The 17923-nt window shown below is 64.4% G+C and carries 14 protein-coding genes and 1 pseudogene; 7 read left to right on the forward strand and 8 right to left on the reverse strand.

The features are described 5' to 3' along the window. Window positions 1-339: 339 nt before the first annotated feature. A pseudogene (locus tag ACSKB8_RS07745) lies at window positions 340-2380 on the reverse strand (methyl-accepting chemotaxis protein). A gap of 257 nt (window positions 2381-2637) precedes the next feature. Here ACSKB8_RS07745 and ACSKB8_RS07750 point away from each other — a divergent pair. Beyond that, window positions 2638-3804 carry an FIST N-terminal domain-containing protein gene (locus tag ACSKB8_RS07750; protein ID WP_438103517.1) on the forward strand — a complete coding sequence of 389 codons (1167 nt, stop codon included), beginning with the start codon at window positions 2638-2640 and terminating at the stop codon, window positions 3802-3804. Beyond that, complete coding sequence (locus tag ACSKB8_RS07755) at window positions 3801-5159, forward strand: hybrid sensor histidine kinase/response regulator (RefSeq protein ID WP_438103518.1); 1359 nt, start codon at window positions 3801-3803, stop codon at window positions 5157-5159. Before ACSKB8_RS07750 ends, ACSKB8_RS07755 begins: the two co-directional genes overlap by 4 nt. Window positions 5160-5292: 133 nt before the next feature. On the opposite strand, the gene ACSKB8_RS07760 is transcribed toward ACSKB8_RS07755, so the two are convergent. The 6 genes from ACSKB8_RS07760 to ACSKB8_RS07785 all read right to left on the reverse strand — a co-directional run bounded on the left by ACSKB8_RS07760 (window position 5293) and on the right by ACSKB8_RS07785 (window position 10533). Continuing rightward, window positions 5293-5985 (reverse strand): response regulator, encoded by a 693-nt coding sequence (locus ACSKB8_RS07760; RefSeq protein WP_438103519.1) that lies wholly within the window; start codon window positions 5983-5985, stop codon window positions 5293-5295. 103 nt (window positions 5986-6088) lie between these two features. Beyond that, window positions 6089-6775: a response regulator gene (locus tag ACSKB8_RS07765; RefSeq protein WP_091896604.1), complete on the reverse strand. Its 687-nt coding sequence runs from the start codon at window positions 6773-6775 to the stop codon at window positions 6089-6091. Between the two features lie 123 nt (window positions 6776-6898). Continuing rightward, window positions 6899-8089, reverse strand: coding sequence for a c-type cytochrome (locus tag ACSKB8_RS07770; protein WP_438103520.1), 1191 nt, complete (start codon window positions 8087-8089; stop codon window positions 6899-6901). 146 nt (window positions 8090-8235) lie between these two features. Next, complete coding sequence (locus ACSKB8_RS07775; RefSeq protein ID WP_438103521.1) at window positions 8236-9951, reverse strand: PQQ-dependent methanol/ethanol family dehydrogenase; 1716 nt, start codon at window positions 9949-9951, stop codon at window positions 8236-8238. Between the two features lie 172 nt (window positions 9952-10123). Beyond that, a complete protein-coding gene (locus tag ACSKB8_RS07780; protein ID WP_438110450.1) occupies window positions 10124-10378 on the reverse strand; it encodes an SRPBCC domain-containing protein in 255 nt (84 codons plus the stop codon). Beyond that, on the reverse strand, window positions 10318-10533 hold the full coding sequence (locus ACSKB8_RS07785) for a hypothetical protein (protein ID WP_438103522.1): 216 nt from the start codon (window positions 10531-10533) through the stop codon (window positions 10318-10320). Before ACSKB8_RS07785 ends, ACSKB8_RS07780 begins: the two co-directional genes overlap by 61 nt. 371 nt (window positions 10534-10904) lie before the next feature. Here ACSKB8_RS07785 and ACSKB8_RS07790 point away from each other — a divergent pair, with 371 nt between their 5' ends. From ACSKB8_RS07790 to ACSKB8_RS07810, 5 genes are all read left to right on the forward strand, one after another. Further along, window positions 10905-11390 carry a (2Fe-2S)-binding protein gene (locus ACSKB8_RS07790; RefSeq protein WP_438103523.1) on the forward strand — a complete coding sequence of 162 codons (486 nt, stop codon included), beginning with the start codon at window positions 10905-10907 and terminating at the stop codon, window positions 11388-11390. Window positions 11391-11472: 82 nt separating this feature from the next. Then, on the forward strand, window positions 11473-13815 hold the full coding sequence (locus ACSKB8_RS07795) for a xanthine dehydrogenase family protein molybdopterin-binding subunit (RefSeq protein ID WP_438103524.1): 2343 nt from the start codon (window positions 11473-11475) through the stop codon (window positions 13813-13815). A gap of 15 nt (window positions 13816-13830) precedes the next feature. Beyond that, on the forward strand, window positions 13831-14631 hold the full coding sequence (locus ACSKB8_RS07800; RefSeq protein ID WP_438103525.1) for an FAD binding domain-containing protein: 801 nt from the start codon (window positions 13831-13833) through the stop codon (window positions 14629-14631). 210 nt (window positions 14632-14841) lie between these two features. Then, on the forward strand, window positions 14842-15966 hold the full coding sequence (locus ACSKB8_RS07805) for a CaiB/BaiF CoA transferase family protein (RefSeq protein ID WP_438103526.1): 1125 nt from the start codon (window positions 14842-14844) through the stop codon (window positions 15964-15966). Window positions 15967-16071: 105 nt separating this feature from the next. Then, window positions 16072-16383, forward strand: coding sequence for a DUF1272 domain-containing protein (locus ACSKB8_RS07810; RefSeq protein WP_438110452.1), 312 nt, complete (start codon window positions 16072-16074; stop codon window positions 16381-16383). Window positions 16384-16650: 267 nt separating this feature from the next. Here ACSKB8_RS07810 and fahA read toward each other — a convergent pair whose 3' ends face one another. Further along, window positions 16651-17922, reverse strand: coding sequence for a fumarylacetoacetase (fahA, locus tag ACSKB8_RS07815; protein ID WP_438103527.1), 1272 nt, complete (start codon window positions 17920-17922; stop codon window positions 16651-16653). Window position 17923 lies beyond the last annotated feature (1 nt).

The following is a 17923-nucleotide window of genomic DNA, read 5'->3' on the forward strand; positions in this document are numbered from 1 at the left end:
TACGGGGCAAAGGATAAGCTGTGGTAAATTTGTGGCACCGCAACTGGCGGTGAGGTGACGCGGGGAATTCTTAAGGCGGGCTTTCTCGCGCCGCGACAAAAGGCCGGCGCGCAAATCCTCCGCTGTCGTCCCGGACAAGCGTAGCTCCCGACAACGCGCAGCGTTGTCAGGAGCGTAGCGCCGATCCGGGACCCATACTCCGCAGCAATCGTTTTGCGACGACTCGGAGTTGCCAGCTCGTGCAGCAACGCAATTCGGTGGTTATGGGTCCCGGATCGGCGCGCGCTTGAGGGCGCGCTTGTCCGGGACGACAGCCGAGGGTGGTGCGACTGCAGGGCCTTACGCCGCCCGGATATTCGCCATGAAGCGGTCGAGCTCGGCGCGCAGGCGGGTGCTTTCGCTCGACAGCGTCTTGGCCGAGTTCAGCACCTCTTCCGAGGCCGAACCGGTTTCGGCAGCGCCGCGGTTGACCTCGCCGATATCGGTGGCCGCGGTCTGGGTGCCCTGGGCGACGGTCTGGACGCTGCGGGCGATCTCCTGCGTTGCCGCACCCTGCTGCTCGACGGCGCTCGCGATCGAGGTCGAGATCGACGAGATCTGGCCGATGGTCGCGCCGATCTCCTTGATCGCGGCGACCAATTCGGCCGTGGCGCCCTGCATGCCGGTAATATGCGAGGAGATTTCATCCGTCGCCTTCGCCGTCTGGCTCGCCAGCGACTTCACCTCGCTCGCAACCACCGCAAAGCCGCGACCGGCTTCACCGGCGCGCGCCGCCTCGATGGTGGCGTTGAGCGCCAGAAGATTGGTCTGCTCGGCGATCGCCGTGATCAGCTTGACCACTTCGCCGATCTGCTGGGCGGCATGCGACAGTTTGCCGATGCGGCCGTCGGTCTCCTTGGCCTGCACCACGGCGGCCTCGGCAATGCGGCTGGAGTTCGCGGACCTGGCGGCCGATCTCCTCGACCGAGGCCGACAGCTCTTCGGTCGCGGTCGCGACCGACTGCATGTTGGAGGAGGCCTGCTCGGAGACGCCGGCGACCTGGCTCGACAGGCTCTGCGTGGTCTCGGCGGTGCGGGTCAGCGTGGAGGCCGCCGATTCCAGCTGCACGGCGGACGCCGAGACGTTGGAGACGATGGCGCCGACCGCGCTCTCGAAATCGTCGGCAAAGCGGATCAGCTCGGCGCGCCGGCTTGCCGCCTGCTCCCGGTTCTGGACTTCGCTGGCAGCGGCATCGCGCTCGGCCTTGGCCACCGCCTGAACCTTGAACTCCTCGACCGCGCCGGCCATCTCGCCGATCTCGTCCTTGCGGCCAAGTCCCGGCAGCACCACGTCGAAATTGCCCGAGGCCAGCTCCCGCATCGCCTTGCACATCGCGATCATCGGACGCGACATGCCGGTCCCGAGCAGGAAGGCGAGGACCGCACCGAGCAGCGTGCCGCCGACGGCGAGGATCAGCACCAGTTGCTCGGTCTGTCCGATGGTCGCTTCCGACTGCGCATCCAGCCGCTGCTGTTCGGCGACGAGGTCCGCCTTCATGGCGGTGGCGCCCTGAAGGATCGCCCCGGCCGAGCCGCTCATTTCGGTCACGAGGTCATCGATCATCTTGGCGTTGGCGATCAGCTTCTCCAGCGCTTGCCGATAGGCTCCCAGCAGCGCCTTGGCGTCCTTCAACCCGGCGACGATCTTGTCGTCCATGGAATAGACCGCACCGAGCGAGTTATCGACGAACTTCAGCCGCGCCAGCGCGCTTGCCGCGACCGCCTGGTCGGAATTGAGGATGAAATTGCTCGCGGCAGAACTTGCGGTCTGGAACTGGGCATTGACCTGCTTGGTGCCGAACTCGATCGCCTGCGCTTCCGCGTCGGAGGCGTTGTTGCCGATGTCGTCGAGCTTGTATTTCAGGAGATTGGCGTTGCGCTGGAGCTGGTTCTGGACCAGCAGCGCGCTGTCGCGCTTGGCCTGCAAAATCTTGGCAAAGGTCGCGGAGAAGTTGGAAAACTCCTTGGCGAGCTTGTTGAGGCCCTCCTGCCTCGCCGGCTTCTTGGCGCTCTTGATGGCTTGGTCGATCGCGCTCTTCAGGCTGGCTTCCGCCTCCAGCGCCGCCTTGGCGTCGTCCTCCTTGCCGGTCACGACAAAGTAGCGGGCGGCCGAACGATAGGCGAGCAACTCGCGGTCGATGTTGCGAGCAAGGTCGGCCTCGGAAACGCTGGTGCGGTAGGACCCGACCCCGGAGGAAACCCGCTCGAAGCCGAAATAGGAGAAGGCCATGCTGCCGGCGGAAATCACCAGCACTGCGGCGAAGCCCAGAATGATCTTGGTACGAAACCTGAGGGTCGGAAATAGTGTGCGCTTCGACGGCGCTGCGGTACGCCCGGACATTCCAACCCCCAACATCTGTTCTTGCAAGTGCAACGCGGCCAGGAAGCAGCCCCTTCCGGACCGGCGATGAAAATTAGGCAGAATCGTCAAGGGGCGGTCAATTCGTCCGCCCCTCCTCCGCAACGGCGGCTTGGTGCGGAACACGCGCCCCGCGGACCTGGCCGCCGAGTTGCGACCGGGCGAAAAAGGCCATACTCTTTGGACACTTGTCAGGCACTTGGCATTAGACCGAGCGGGTCCTCGAGGGGAGAAACGGAGTGGGGCAAACCGACTTTCGGTTTGGCGGCGCGTCTGGCGTTGCTGTCGCGAAGTCGAAGGCCGCGGGCGCCGAGCAAGCCGTTGCCGACCTCGCCGGCCAGCTCCCCTCCGACGAGCTGGCGCTCATTCTGCTCTTCGTCTCCCCGAGCTACGATCCGCACCAATTCATCGCCGAGATCAGCCGACAATTTGACGGAGTCCCGGTCTGCGGTTGCACCACTGCCGGCGAGCTTGCCCCCGACGGCTGGGACGAGAACAGCGTCGTCGCTCTCGCATTCAGCCGAGCCGACTTCTCGGCCGTGGTGCGCCCCATCCTCAATCTCGACAGTTTTCACGTCGAGGACGGCCGCAGGATCGGCGCCGAGCTTCGGCAGGAGCTGTTGCGGGTGTCCTCCCAGGTCGAGCGCGGAAATCCGTTCGGCCTGGTCCTGATCGACGGCCTGTGCCGCCGGGAAGAAGCGGTGATGTCTGCGATCTATGCCTCGCTGGACGACATTCCGATCGTCGGTGGATCTGCGGGCGACGGGATGCGCTTCGAGAGGACCTGGGTGTTCCTCGACGGCAAGGCGTACACGAATGCCGCTCTCCTGGTCGTCTTGAGCACGTCGCTGCCCTTCCGGGTATTCAAATGTGACAATTTCGAACCGCGGCCGCAGAAGATGGTGGTCACCGAGGCCGACATCGAGAATCGGACGGTCAGGGAGCTGAACGCCGAGCCCGCGGCCCAGGAATATTCCCGCGTCGTCGGGATCATGGACGCCAAGCTCGATCCGTTCTCGTTCGCCTCGCATCCGGTTCTGGTCCGCGTCGGCGGCTCCTACTACGCCCGGTCGATCCAGCGCGTCGAACCGGACGGCTCGCTGCACTTCTTTTGCGCCATCGACGAGGGCATGGTGCTGACGGCGGCGACGTCGCGCAGCCTCGTCGGCACGACGCGCGAGGCCTTCGCGGAAACGCGCGACCAGATCGGCGAGGTCTCGCTCTATATCGGTTTCGAGTGCCTGCTGCGCCGGCTCGACGCCGAGCAGCACCAGCTCGCCCGCGACATGTCCGAGCTCTACCGCCAGAACCGCGTGGTCGGTTTTCATACCTACGGCGAACAGTTCGGCTCGATGCATGTGAACCAGACGTTCACGGGCGTCGCCATCGGCAGGCGCTCCTCGTGACCGGGCTATGGCAGGATGCCGAAACGGTCGAGCAGCTGCAGCGGGAAACCGCGAAGCTGAAGAAGATCAATGCCGCGCTGATGTCCCGCGTCGAGCGCTCGATGGACCAGCAGCTCAATGCCTTCTCGTTGTTCGAGACAGCCATCGCGCTCGACCGCCAGGTTCGAGACCGAACGCACCAGTTGCGCGAGGCGCTGCATTCGATCGAACGCGCCAATGAGGGTCTGTATCGCGCCAAGCAGCAGGCCGAGGCCGCAAGCTCGCTCAAATCGTCGGTTCTGATCTCGGTCACCCACGACCTGTTGCAGCCGCTGAACGCGGCGCGCCTGACGCTCTCGGCGCTGGCCGAGATGATGGAGACGCAGGAGGCGGGCCTGCTGATCGACCAGGTCGACCGCTCGCTGGTGACGCTGGAGGACCTGTTGCGGTCGTTGCTGGAGATCGCCAAGCTCGACGCCGGCGCGCTCAGGCCCGACGTGCGTCCGTTGGCGCTGGCGCCGCTGTTCGAGCAGCTCCGCAACGAATTCGCGCCGATCGCGGCACGGCAGGGCCTGACCTTGCGCATCCGCAACTCGCCGCTCGCGGTATCGTCGGACGTGATGATGCTCCGGCGCATCCTGCAAAATCTGCTTGCCAATGCCATCCGCTACACCCGCAGCGGCGGCGTCGTGATGGGATGCAGGCGCCGGAACAACCGCATCTGCGTCCAGGTCTCCGATACCGGACCGGGAATTGCGCAGGCGCAACAGGAGGCAATCTTTCGCGAATTCCAGCGCGGTGAGGCCAGCGCAACCGACCAGGCCGGGTTCGGGCTCGGACTCTCCATCGTTCGCCGCTTCGCGACGGTGCTCGGACATGCGGTGCAGCTGTCGTCGCAGGTCGGCAAAGGATCGACGTTCGTCCTGGAGCTCGAGCCGGCCGATCTTGCCGAGGTCAGCGACGAGGTGCACGAGACCAAGCTCACCGAACGTCAGTATGGTGGCCTCGAAGGCGCCAAGATCCTGCTGGTCGAGAACGATCCATCCGGCTCGGAGGCCATGGCCGCCTTGTTGGAAGGCTGGGGCTGCGATGTCGCGACCACGCGATCGACTGCGGAAGCGCTGCTGCGTCTCAGCGAGCTGGGCGGCGCGCCCGACGCGGTCATCGCCGATCTTCATCTCGATCACGGCGAAAGCGGATTGTCGGCGATAGCCGACATCCGGCAGCAACTGAAGCTCGACGTGCCCGCGATGATCATCACCGCCGACTATTCCGAGAAGGCCGCCAAGCAAGCGAGCCTCTCCGGCCTCGAAGTGTTGAAGAAGCCGGTCAAGCCTGCCGAGATGCGCGCGCTGCTGTCGTTCCTGCTGAGCTAGCTGGTGCGACGGTCACACAAAATATCGAAAAACAACCCCATGCACAGTAGCGGTCCGCCAAGACATTGATTCTTAAGCAAAGTCATCGACAGCACGGCCGCCAATCGGCGGGGCGGGACGGAAGAAATTCGCGTCACTGCTGATCCGGTTGGGCACGCTCGCGCCTCGGCGTAGTGCCCTCGCCTGCCAGCGTCGCGAAATCGATCTGCGACATTTCGACGATCGCCTTGGTGCGGCTCAGCACGTTCAGCTTGCGCAGGATGTCCGAGACATGGACCTTCACGGTAGTCTCGGAAATCTTCAGCTCATAGGCGATCTGCTTGTTCTGCAGGCCGCGCTTGAGCATGTCGAGGACCCGCAATTGCTGCGGCGTCAGGTCATCCAGCCGTTTCAGCAGATCATGTGCAGGACTTGGGGCCCGCCGCGGCCGGAGTGCGCGATAGGCGTCGGGAATACAGACGAGACCCTGCAGCGCCTCGCCGATCGACTGGGCAAGCTCCTGCTTGGACGAGGATTTGAAGATGTAGCCGGCCACCCCCAGCGACAAGGCGCCGGAGATGATGCGTGGATCCTGATGACCCGACACGATGACGACGGGAACCTTCGGGAATGCCTTGCGGATACGAATGATGCCCGAGAGGCCGGTCGTGCCCGGCATCGACAGATCGAGGAGGAGGAGATCGAGCTCGGCACCCGCGGACAGCTGTTCGAGCGCGCCGTCGATCGACGTCGCCTGCAGGATCTCGGCCCCGGGCGCCACCATCTGCAGCGCGCCTTCGAGCGCCTCGCGAAATAACGGATGGTCTTCGACAATCAGAAATCGCATCACGCGTGAGCCATTCCCAAATCGTTGCCGGGTTCGAGCTTGAACCGAGCATGTATCAGCCAGCCCGCGCCGGGTTGATCCAGGTCAAGAACGGCGGCGCGGATCATTGCGGTCTCCCGCGATCGACCCTCGCATAGGGCCGACTCCTGGGATCGGGCAGGTCCATCTTGCCGATTTCGATGATCGCCTTGTTGCGGCTGAACAGTCCGAGCTTGCGCAGGATCTCGGTGATGTGCGCTTTCACCGTGGATTCGGCGAGCTGTAGCTCTTGCGCGATCTGCCGGTTCGGATAACCGCGGCGAAGCAGGTCCAGCACCCGAAGCTGCTGCGGCGTGAGCTCGCGGAGCTTGACCACGAGGGCCTTGCTGGTCTCGGCTTTTCGCCGCGGCGGCGTCGGCACGAAATCCCGGGGCACCGATACCGATCCGGAAAGCACGCCCTCGATCGACTGGGCCAGCTCGCGCTTCGACGTCGACTTCGGGAGATAGCCGGCCGCGCCGAGCGCCAGCGCTTCGCGGACCACATGCTGGTCCTCCTCGCTCGATACGATGGCGACCGGCAGGCGCGGATAGGTTTCGCGCAAGCGGAGAAAGCCGGAGAAGCCGGTCGCATCCGGCAGCGACAGATCGAGCAGCGCGAGGTCGATCCCCTGCTCGGCCGACAGGATGTGCAGGGCGTCCTCGATCGACATCGCCTCCAGGATGCGGGCCTCCGGCAAGGCGAGCCGCACTGCATTGCCGAGAGCTTCGCGAAACAGCGGATGATCGTCGATGATCAGGAAGCTGGCCATGGCGCCTTCCAAAGGATCCACCGCACGAGCGGCGGCAGCGCACCCATCCTGCGCCGGTCCGGCGTCGGAAAGGTGCATGATGGACGCTACCACATCTTCCCGATCCCGTCCGGTCAAGGCCGTTCAGTCGTTCGATTCGACCTGGACCGTCAGCAGGAAGGAATAAATGCTGTCGAACTGGTCGTCGGTGTAGACCTCCTTCCAGGCCGGCATGCCCTTGGCGGGGCGCCCCTCGTGCACGGTCTTCCAGAACGTGTCGCGCATGTCGTCGCCGTAGCGGTGACGCAAGAGCCGCAGATCGATCTTCCGTTCGCTCTGGATGGCGTCTGGGCCGTGGCAATGCGCGCAGGTTCCGTTGAAGATCTCCTTGCCCGCGCCGATGGTCTCCGCATTCGGCGTAGACGCATCGCCCTTGATCTCGGTTGCCACCACATTTGCGACCTGCCTCACGCTCGGCCCGGGGCCCGCCCCTGTCGTGGTTCCCGCCGGCACAGCCTGGGCTGCGCCAAAGCGGACAGGCTGTCCGGCCGGCAAGCCGTATTTCACCGCGAGATCGGCGATTGTCGTCTGAAGCGTCGGCAGGATCGCATCGACGCGATCGCGCAGCTCGGTCGAACCCTTCGCGAAGCCGATGGCGGCATCCCATGACAGGCCTTCGCCTTCGGTGAGCCGGATTTGATAGCGGTCATGATAGGCGGTCATGTTCAACCAGCCGGCGACGGGCCCCCAGATGAAGGCGACGTCGGCCCTGCCCTGATCGAGCGCCTGCATGGCCTCCTCGGGCGAGAGCACGGTCACCTTCTGGATGTCGTCACGTGTCGCAAGGAGGTTTTGTGGTGTGCTGGCGTACTGGACAGCGACGCGCTTGCCCCTGAGGTCGTCCACGCCGCCGATCGCCTGACCTTTCGCCGCGACCAGGGCGTAGCCTTCCTTCGCAAAGGTGCTGGAGAAGATCACGGCAGGTCCCATGAAATCCTCGGAGCGCGGCAAGCCGATCATGGCGTCGCATTGCTTGCCCAGCAGCGTGACCCGCACGGTGCGCTTGCCGAAATAGGATTTGTACCAATCGTAAGTGATCGGTTGGCCGAGCGCCTGCGCCAGCGCCTGGCCAATCTCGACATAGAAGCCCGGCCGCGACGGATCATCGCTCGAGAACGGCAGATTGGTCGGATCGGCGCAGAGACGGAACGGCTTCGCCTCGTCCGCGTGAGCGGTTGCGGCCGGTGCAATCAGCGCAGACGCGGCAGCCCATGCGAACAGTCCCGCGATGGTGCGATGGCGGCTCTTGCCGTTTCCTGGATTGATCGGACGCATCCTCATCTCCGGCAGGTGGGAATTGTTGGACCAGGCGTGGCGGCACAGGATCTGATCCGAGATCTGGCCCGAGATCTGGCCTATGCCATCGCCGCGCGATGTCGAGAAGCGCGCGCGTATCCCGTCTGGGATACGCGCGCGAGTCGTCACTGGACGGAGAACACGAAGAGCGAACCGCCCTCGGGGGCTGCGGCCGTCATCTTCTTCCCAACCTCGCCCAGGAACGCGGGCAATGCAGCCGTGCGGCCGACGACGATGGCGACGTATTGCTTGCCGTCGACGCTGTAGGTCACCGGGCCCGCGCCGATACCGGAGCCGAGATTCTTGCTCCACAGCACCTTGCCGGACTTCGCATCGATGGCGCGGAAGTCACCATGGATGTTACCGGCGAACACGAGGCCGCCGCCGGTGGTCAGCGTGCCGCCGTTGAACGGCAGGTCTTCCTTGATCGACCAGACCTTCTTCTGGGCGATGGGATCCCAGGCCACGAGCTCGCCGAGGAAGCCGCCGGGGCCTTCCTTGGTCGGGAATTCGGCGCCGAGATAGAACACGCCGCGCTTGTAGGCGACATCGGAAACCGACCAGTCCATGCAGACATTGTTCGAGGGGATGTAGACGAGCCCGGTCTGCGGATTGAACGACATCGGCTGCCAGTTCTTGCCGCCAATCAGGTTCGGACAGATGTCCTTGGCGGGATGGCCCGGCCCCGGACGCTTGTCCGGATCTTCGACCGCCCGCATGGTGTTGACGTCCCACTTCTTCGCCCAGTTGGAGAAGACGTATTTCTCCGCCGAGACCACCTTGCCGGTCTCACGGTTGGCTACGAAGAAGTAGCCGTTGCGATCCGCCTTCATCAGCGCCGGCACCGTGCTGCCGCCGATCTTCAGATCCGCGAGCACGGCTTCGTTGACGCCGTCATAGTCCCAGGCATCGGCCGGCGTGGTCTGGATATGCCACTTGATCTTGCCGGTGTTGGGATCGAGCGCGAGCGTCGAGGCGGTGTAGAGGTTGGTCAGCTTGCCGAAATTGCCGTCGCCGGTCGAACGTACGCCGGTGTTCCACGGACCAGGATTGCTGGTGCCCCAATAGACGGTGTCGCTCTTGGGATCGTAGGAGCCGACCAGCCAGGCCGCCCCGCCGCCATGCTGGGCGGAATCGCCTTTCCAGGTGTCGCCGCCGGGCTCATCCGGGCTGGGAACCGTAAAGGTCTGCCACAATTGCTTGCCGCTGTTGATGTCGAAGGCCTGGAGCGAACCGCGCACGCCGTACTCGCCGCCACCGAAACCGGTAATGACCTTGTCGCGCACCACCAGCGGCGGCGAGGTGATGACCGAACCCTGCTTGTAATCGACGACCTTCGTCGTCCACAGCGCCTTGCCGGTCGCGGCATCGAGCGCCGTCAGCTTGCCGTCGAGGCGGCCGACGAAGATCTTTCCGTCCGCATAGGAGACGCCGCGGTTGTTCACGTCGCAGCAGGCATATTGCAGCACGTCATCGGGAATTTCGGGCTCCCAGGTCCATTTGCGCGCGCCGGTCGCGGCGTCGAGCGCATAGACGTATTTGGGGCCCCATGAGCTCGAGACGTACAGCGTGTTGCCGACGACGATCGGCGAGGATTTGTTCGAGCGCAACGACGCCAGCGAGAACGAATAGGCGAGCGTCAGCTTGCCGGCGTTCTCGGTATTGATCTGCTTGAGCGGGCTGTAACGCGTATTGCCGTAATCGTGGCCGGCAACGGCCCACTGGTTCGAATCGGATTGCGCCTTGATCAGCGAGTTGTTGGCACGGACGCCTGATGTGCCGGCGGCCAGCATCGCAACCATCGAAATACCAGCCAAAAAGCCCTTCGTTCCAAAGGTCATGTATTCCCTCCGCGGTGTTGTTGTGTACGCCGGTTGGGCGCTGGAACGCATTGCGCTCCCGATGCGCAGTTTGCCTGCGAGCCATCGCGCAAATTACAGCATCGGCTTTTCGCGCTTAGTATAGGCGGAAGGTAGTAGTGCAAATCGTCGGCGGCTTTCGCCGCGCATATCGTTATCGGCACTCGCATCTTGCCGCCCGCTTGCAGCCTGAAACGAGCTGCTGGAATCCGGCAAGATCACGCGAGAACTCGACAGCTCCACGGGATTCGCGCCATGCGTCTTGCCTAGCGAGTGAGGAGGGTGGAGCGATCACGGCGGCGAAGCTCTCGAAGAAATTCGCCGCGAGCTTTCGCGACGTCGAATCGATCAACCGCGAGCCGAGCTGCGCGAGCTTGCCGCCGATCTGCGCCTCGGCTTCGCAATGCAGGGTGGTGACGTCGCCGCCTCTCCATCGAGCCTGGCCTTCGCGCCGCCCTTGGCGAAGCCGGCCACGCCGCCGGCGCCCTCGCCGACGCGGCGCGAAGGCTGGCGCAGCGACATCAGGCGTTCGGCAGGTCCAGGGTGCAGCCGCAATAAAATCAATGGCTTAGCGTCCCGCCGCCTACTACCAAGATCGCGATTGCAAAGCCGCGAGCGCGTGCTCCTATTCACACTAGGGAACAAGACATCCAAGGGAGAACAACGTGCGGGAGGGCTGAGCTCGCAGGCGAGCGGCGGCGGTACGCGGCTTCGACGATGCGACGTTGTCCGCGGACGCGATGAGAACTTTCCGAACCTGCCTTGCGGTCGCGCCATGCGTTGGCGACGGCCGGGCGCATCATGATCGAATCGCGCGCCGTGCCGGCCGCCACGATGACCTTTCCATGACGCGAGGTCACCAAAATGCCAGTTGCAAAGTTCCGTTGCGCTGTTTCTAATTAGAACCAATCAAAATCATTCTGGGAGGACTCCACGTGTCTACAGTCAAACTGACGGTCAACGGCAAGGCCGTTGCTGTCGACGTCGAGGACCGCACGCTGCTGGTCCACGTCTTGCGCGATCACCTCAACCTCACGGGGACTCACGTCGGCTGCGACACCAGCCAGTGCGGCGCCTGCGTCGTGCACATGGATGGCCGCGCCGTGAAATCCTGCACCATGCTGGCAGGGCAGGCGGACGGCGCGAGCGTCACCACGATCGAAGGCATCGCCAAGGGCGATGAGCTGCATCCGATGCAGGCCGCCTTCCGCGACAATCACGGCCTGCAATGCGGCTATTGCACGCCGGGCATGATCATGTCGGCGATCGACATCGTGCAGCGCCACGGTGGTCAGCTCGACGAGGCCACCGTCCGTCAAGAGCTCGAGGGCAATATCTGCCGCTGCACCGGCTACCACAACATCGTCAAGGCCGTGCTGGATGCGGCCGGTCGCATGAAGGTTGCGCAGGCGGCCGAGTAGAGCGGCCGCCGCGAACAAGAAAACCACTGCCGCTTTCGATGGAAAGCGCGGGTCAACAAATTTCCGGTCGGGAGGACCAGACATGGGTGTTGAAGGCATCGGTGCGCGCGTCGTGCGCAAGGAAGACAAGCGTTTCATTACCGGCAAGGGCCGCTACGTCGACGACATCAAATTGCCGGGCATGACTCATGCCTATTTCATCAGAAGCCCGCACGCGCATGCCAAGGTGAAGGGGATCGACTCCTCTGCCGCCTTGAAGATGCCGGGCGTGGTCGCGGTGCTCACGGGACAGCAACTCGTCGACGACAAGGTCGGTAACCTCATCTGCGGCTGGGCCATCACCTCCAAGGATGGCAGCCCGATGAAGATGGGCGCATGGCCGGCGATGGCGCCGGAGACGGTGCGGTTCGTCGGGCAGGCCGTCGCCGTCGTGATCGCCGAGAGCAAGAATCTCGCGCGCGACGCGGCGGAAGCTGTCGTCGTCGATTACGAGGAGCTTCCCGCGGTCGCCGACATGCACGCCGCCATCAAGGCCGGCGCGCCGCAGCTGCATCCCGAAGCCCCCGGCAACCAGGTCTATGACTGGGTGATCGGCGACGAGGGTGCGGTCGATGCAGCCTTCGCCAAGGCGGCCAATGTGGTGAAGCTCGACGTCACCAACAACCGCCTCGCCCCGAACGCGATGGAGCCGCGCGCGGCGATCGCCGATTACGACGCGGCGGAGGAGCATTTCACGCTCTACACCACGTCGCAGAACCCGCACGTCGCCCGCCTCGTGCTGTCGGCGTTCTATAACATCGCGCCCGAGCACAAGCTGCGCGTGATCGCGCCCGACGTCGGCGGCGGCTTCGGCTCGAAGATCTTCATCTATCCCGAAGAGATGGTGGCGCTGTGGGCCTCCAAGAAGGTCGGTCGTCCCGTGAAATGGACCGGCGACCGCACCGAGGCCTTCCTCACCGACGCGCATGGCCGCGACCATGTGACCCACGCCGAGATGGCCTTCGACGCCAACAGCAAGATCACCGGGTTGAAGGTGAAGACCTACGCCAATTTCGGCGCCTACATGTCGCTGTTCTCGTCGTCGGTGCCGACCTATCTCTACGCGACGCTGCTGTCGGGCCAATACAACATCCCGGCGATCCATGCCGAGGTGATCGGCGTCTACACCAACACCACGCCGGTCGACGCCTATCGCGGCGCCGGCCGCCCCGAGGCCAGCTACCTGCTGGAGCGGCTGATGGAGACGGCGGCACGGCAGCTGAAAGTCGATCCGGCCGAGCTGCGCCGGACCAACTTCATCACTCAGTTCCCGCACCAGACGCCTGTCATCATGGCCTATGACACCGGCGACTTTAACGCCTCGCTCGATGCGGCGATGAAGGCGATCGACTATGCCGGCTTCCCTGCCCGCAAGGCACAGGCAAAGTCGCAAGGCAAGCTGCGCGGCATCGGCGTGTCCTGCTACATCGAGGCCTGCGGCATCGCGCCGTCAAAAGCCGTCGGCAGTCTGGGTGCCGGCGTCGGCCTGTGGGAATCGGCCGAGGTGCGCGTCAATCCGGTCGGCACCATCGAGATCCTCACGGGATCGCACAGCCACGGCCAGGGCCACGAGACCACGTTCTGCCAGCTCGTCGCCGATCGCTTAGGCGTTCCGATCAGCCAGGTCTCGATCGTCCATGGCGATACTGACAAGGTGCAGTTCGGCATGGGCACCTACGGCTCGCGCTCCGCAGCCGTCGGTCTTACCGCGATCCTGAAGGCGATGGAGAAGATGGAATCCAAGGCCAAGAAGATCGCCGCGCATGCGCTGGAGGCCTCGGAGGCCGACATCGTCATCGAGAACGGCGAGTTCAAGGTCACGGGCACCGACAAGGCGATCGCCTTCCCGATGGTCGCGCTCGCGGCCTACACCGCGCACAATCTGCCCGAGGGGATGGAGCCCGGCCTGAAGGAGAGCGCCTTCTACGACCCCACCAACTTCACCTTCCCGGCCGGCGCCTATATCTGCGAGCTCGAGGTCGATCCCGGCACCGGCAAGACATCCTTCATCAACTTCGTCGCGGCCGACGATTTCGGCCGGCTGATCAACCCGATGATCGTCGAGGGACAGGTCCATGGCGGCCTCGCCCAAGGCATCGGGCAGGCGCTGCTCGAGCACGCGATCTACGATGCCAACGGCCAGCCGGTGACGGCCTCGTTCATGGATTACTCCATGCCGCGTGCCGACGACCTGCCCTCGTTCAACCTCTCCCACACCACAACGCTGTGCCCGGGCAATCCCCTGGGCATCAAGGGGTGCGGTGAGGCCGGCGCAATCGGAGCTTCTGCAGCCGTGATCAACGCGATCACGGATGCGATCGGCAAGAACAATCTGGAAATGCCCGCAACCCCCGACCGGGTGTGGCGCACGATCAACGCCGCTTAAGAGGGAGGAACCAAGATGTACCAGACCACCTATCATCGGGCTTCCTCGGTCGACGAAGCCGTGAGCCTGTTCGGCAAGAGCAGCGAGGCGAAATTCCTGGCCGGCGGACAAACCCTGCTGCCTGTCATGAAGCAGCGGCTCGCCAATCCGTCAGACGTCATCGACCTCGGCAAGATCAAGGACATGATCGGCGTCGAGGCCTCCGGCGACACGCTGACTATCAAGGCCGCCACGCCGCATCATGACGTCGCCACCAGCGATGCCGCGAATAAGGCGATTCCGGCACTCGCCTATCTGGCGTCGCTGATCGGCGACCCCGCGGTGCGCTATCGCGGCACGATCGGTGGCTCGATCGCCAACAACGATCCCGCTGCCGACTATCCCGCCGCACTGCTCGCGCTCGGCGCCACCGTGAAGACCAACAAGCGGTCGATCTCGGCGGATGATTTCTTCAAGGGCCTGTTCACCACGGCACTCGAAGACGGTGAGATCATCACCGCCGTGTCGTTCCCGGTTCCGGCGAAAGCGGGCTACGCCAAGATGCGGCATCCGGCCTCGCGCTTCGCACTAACCGGGGTGTTCGTCGCGCAGACCAAATCGGGCGAGGTGCGGGTGGCCGCCACCGGCGCCTCGCAGAACGGCGTCATGCGGGTCCCCGCCATCGAAGCCGCGTTGAAGGCGAACTGGTCGCCATCAGCGATCGACAGCGTCAGTATTTCTGCGAGCGGATTGCTGGCTGACATCCATGGCACGGCCGAGTACCGCGCCAACCTCGTCAAAGTGATGGCACAGCGCGCGGTGACCGCTGCGGGCTGACAATCGCGCTTTAGCGCCTCGACACAAATTTTCCGCGGCGCGCACTTCGGTGCGCGCCGTTTTTATTTTGGCCATGCGGCATGAAAACCGCTTGCCTCGCTGGTGTGAAGGCGAGAAAAGTTAATCAGCCAATTAACTCGCCCCAAAGAGCAATGTCCGAGGCCATTGCCGGATCACCGGCATCCGCCCGCGACCCGAGGAAACAACAACGTGCTCGATAAACCAGCCCAAGAAAAATCAGAAGGCTCCTCCGTCCGCGCCTCCGGCCCGCTGTCGGGCTTCCGCATCGTCGAATTCGCCGGCATCGGACCCGGCCCGTTCGCCTGCATGATGCTGGCCGATATGGGCGCCGACGTCGTCACGCTCGATCGCATCGGCGCCAGGAAGAGCATGAAGTCGGTGGCGGGCCGCGGCCGCAAGGTGATCGAGTTCGACCTCAAGGACAAGGCGGCGATCGCGCAAGTTCTCGACCTGCTGGCGAGCGCCGATGCGCTGGTCGAAGGCTTCCGTCCCGGCGTGATGGAGCGGCTCGGGCTCGGCCCTGACGTCGTACTCGCGCGCAACCCGAAGCTGGTCTATGGCCGCATGACCGGTTGGGGTCAGGAAGGCCCGCTCGCGAACGCCGCCGGCCATGACATCAATTACATCTCGATCACCGGTGCGCTCGCCGCGATCGGACCTAAGGAGGCACCGGTGCCGCCGCTCAATCTGGTCGGCGATTTCGGCGGCGGCGCGCTCTATCTCGTCGTCGGCGTGCTCGCGGCGCTTCTCGAAGCGCAAAAGTCCGGCAAGGGCCAGGTGGTCGATGCCGCCATGTGCGACGGCGCGGCGTCGCTGATGTCGTTCTTCTTCGACATGACCACGATGGGACGCTGGACCGAGGGGCGCAACCAGAACTTCCTCGACGGCGGCGCGCATTTCTACGGCGTCTACGAATGCGCCTGCGGCCATTTCGTCTCGATCGGTTCGATCGAGCCGCAATTCTACGCGCTGCTGCGCCAGCACGCGGGCCTGACCGACGCCGATTTCGACGCGCAGATTGACCGCAACGCCTGGCCGGCGCTGAAGGAGAAGCTGAAGGCGGTGTTCAAGAGCAAGACGCGCGAGGACTGGTGCAAGATCATGGAAGGCACCGACATCTGCTTCGCGCCGGTGCTGACCATGTCGGAAGCCACGCAACACCCGCACATGGTCGCCCGCAACGTCTTCGTCGAGCGTCACGGCGTGAAGCAGCCAGCGCCCGCGCCGAGATTCTCACGCACGCCTTCGGCCGTCCGCGACCCGGAGGCGGCGGAGATCGGGGCTGTGACGGCTGCGTGGAAGGCCGGGCGCTAGCGGCGCTAGGCAATCGCCTGGAGCCCGACTGAAATCGAGGGAACTACGTCATTCGCGTCGCGGGCGCGATCTGCGATGATCCCGGTCAATCCGGGAGATTCAACCATGGCCCTCCAGCTTCGACCGAACTGCGAATATTGCGACCGCGACCTGCCGCCTGATGCAACCGACGCGCGGATCTGCTCGTATGAATGCACGTTTTGTGCGTATTGCGTGGAGACGAAACTCTTCAACGTCTGCCCAAACTGCGGCGGCGGTTTTGCCCCGCGCCCAATCAGGCCGGCGCAGGAATGGCGGCCGGGTGTGTGCACCGCGAAGCAGGTGCCGTCCGACAAGCGGGTGCATCTGAAGTACAGCCTGGACGATGTCGCGGCGCATTGCGCGCGGATCAAGGACGTGGCGCCGGAGAGGCGGTGAACTGCTGCCACACCGTCATTGCGAGGAGCCCTTGCGACGAAGCAATCCAGAATCCCTCCGCGGAGAGATTCTGGATTGCTTCGCTGCGCTCGCAATGACAGCGAGGTGCGGCCGGAGGAGCGATAGGTCTCGTAGGGTGGGCAAAGCGAAGCGTGCCCACCATGGTCACTGCGATCGCCGAAGGATGGTGGGCACGGCGCTGATGCGCCTTTGCCCACCCTACGAGACCTGCGCTCGCAATGACGGAGGTCGTGGCGGCGGCGCGCCCTACTCCGCCGCCAGAATCGTCCCCTCGACCTCGCCGAACCCCACGCGATAACCATTGCCCTGGCACCAGCCGCGCATGACGAGGCTGTCGCCATCTTCCAGGAAGGAGCGCTTGGCGCCGCCGGGGAGTTCGACCGGCTCGGTGCCGTTCCAGCTGATCTCGAGCAGGCTGCCGCGCTGATCCTTCTCCGGACCGGAGATGGTGCCGCTCCCAAGGAGATCGCCGACATTCATGGCGCAACCGCTGGAAGCGTGGTGCATCAGCTGCTGCACCGAGGACCAGTACATGTATTTGAAATTGGTGCGGCTGATGCTGGCGGGGACGTTGGCGCCGGCGGCGCGCAAGGAGACGTCGAGCGCAATGTCGTAGTTCTGCGGCTTCGTCTGCTTGAGATAGTCGAGCGGCTCTGGCTCCTGCTTCGGCCCCTTCAGCCGGAACGGCTCCAGCGCCTCGCGCGTCACCACCCACGGGCTGATCGAGGTCGCGAACGCTTTTGCCAGGAACGGCCCGAGCGGCACATATTCCCATTGCTGGATGTCGCGCGCGCTCCAGTCGTTGAGCAGCACGAAGCCGAAGATCATCTCCTCGGCTTGGCTCTCGCTCAGCATGCCGCCCATGGCTGAGGGCTGACCGATCACGGCGCCCATCTCCAGCTCGAAATCGAGCCGCTTGCACGGCGCAAAGCTCGGCACATCCACATTCGGCGGCTTGAGCTGTCCGCGCGGCCGCTTCACCTTGGTGCCGGACACCACGACGGTGGAGGCGCGGCCGTTATAGGCGATCGGCATATGCAGCCAGTTCGGCTGCAACGCATTGTCCTTGCCGCGGAACATCACGCCGACATTGGTGGCGTGTTCCTTGGAGGAATAGAAATCGGTGTAGCCCGAGACGGTGAAGGGCAGATGCAGTTTTGCATCGCGCATCGGCACCAGCGCACGGCTGCGCAGCTCCTCGTTGTCGCGCAGCTCCGGATGATCGTGACGCAAGAGCTCGCTGATCCGTGCCCGCGTCTTGGTCCAGACCCTCGGTCCCAGCGCCATGAAGGAATTGAGCGAGGCCCCGGAGAACACACCGAGCGGACCAACGTCGAGCCGCGAGTCCTGCTCGAGCTCCCAGAGATCGAGCACGTAATTGCCGATCGCAACACCCACGCGCGGCGTCGGATTGCCCGCGGTCGAGAACACGCCATAGGGCAGGTTCTGGATAGGGAAGTCGGATGCGGGATCGATGTCGATGAAGCAGCGAAGGCTGGGGTCGTTGGGGTGGGGCATT

This window comes from Bradyrhizobium sp. BR 1432, from assembly GCF_051547705.1.
Classification (GTDB): Bacteria; Pseudomonadota; Alphaproteobacteria; order Rhizobiales; family Xanthobacteraceae; genus Bradyrhizobium; species Bradyrhizobium zhanjiangense.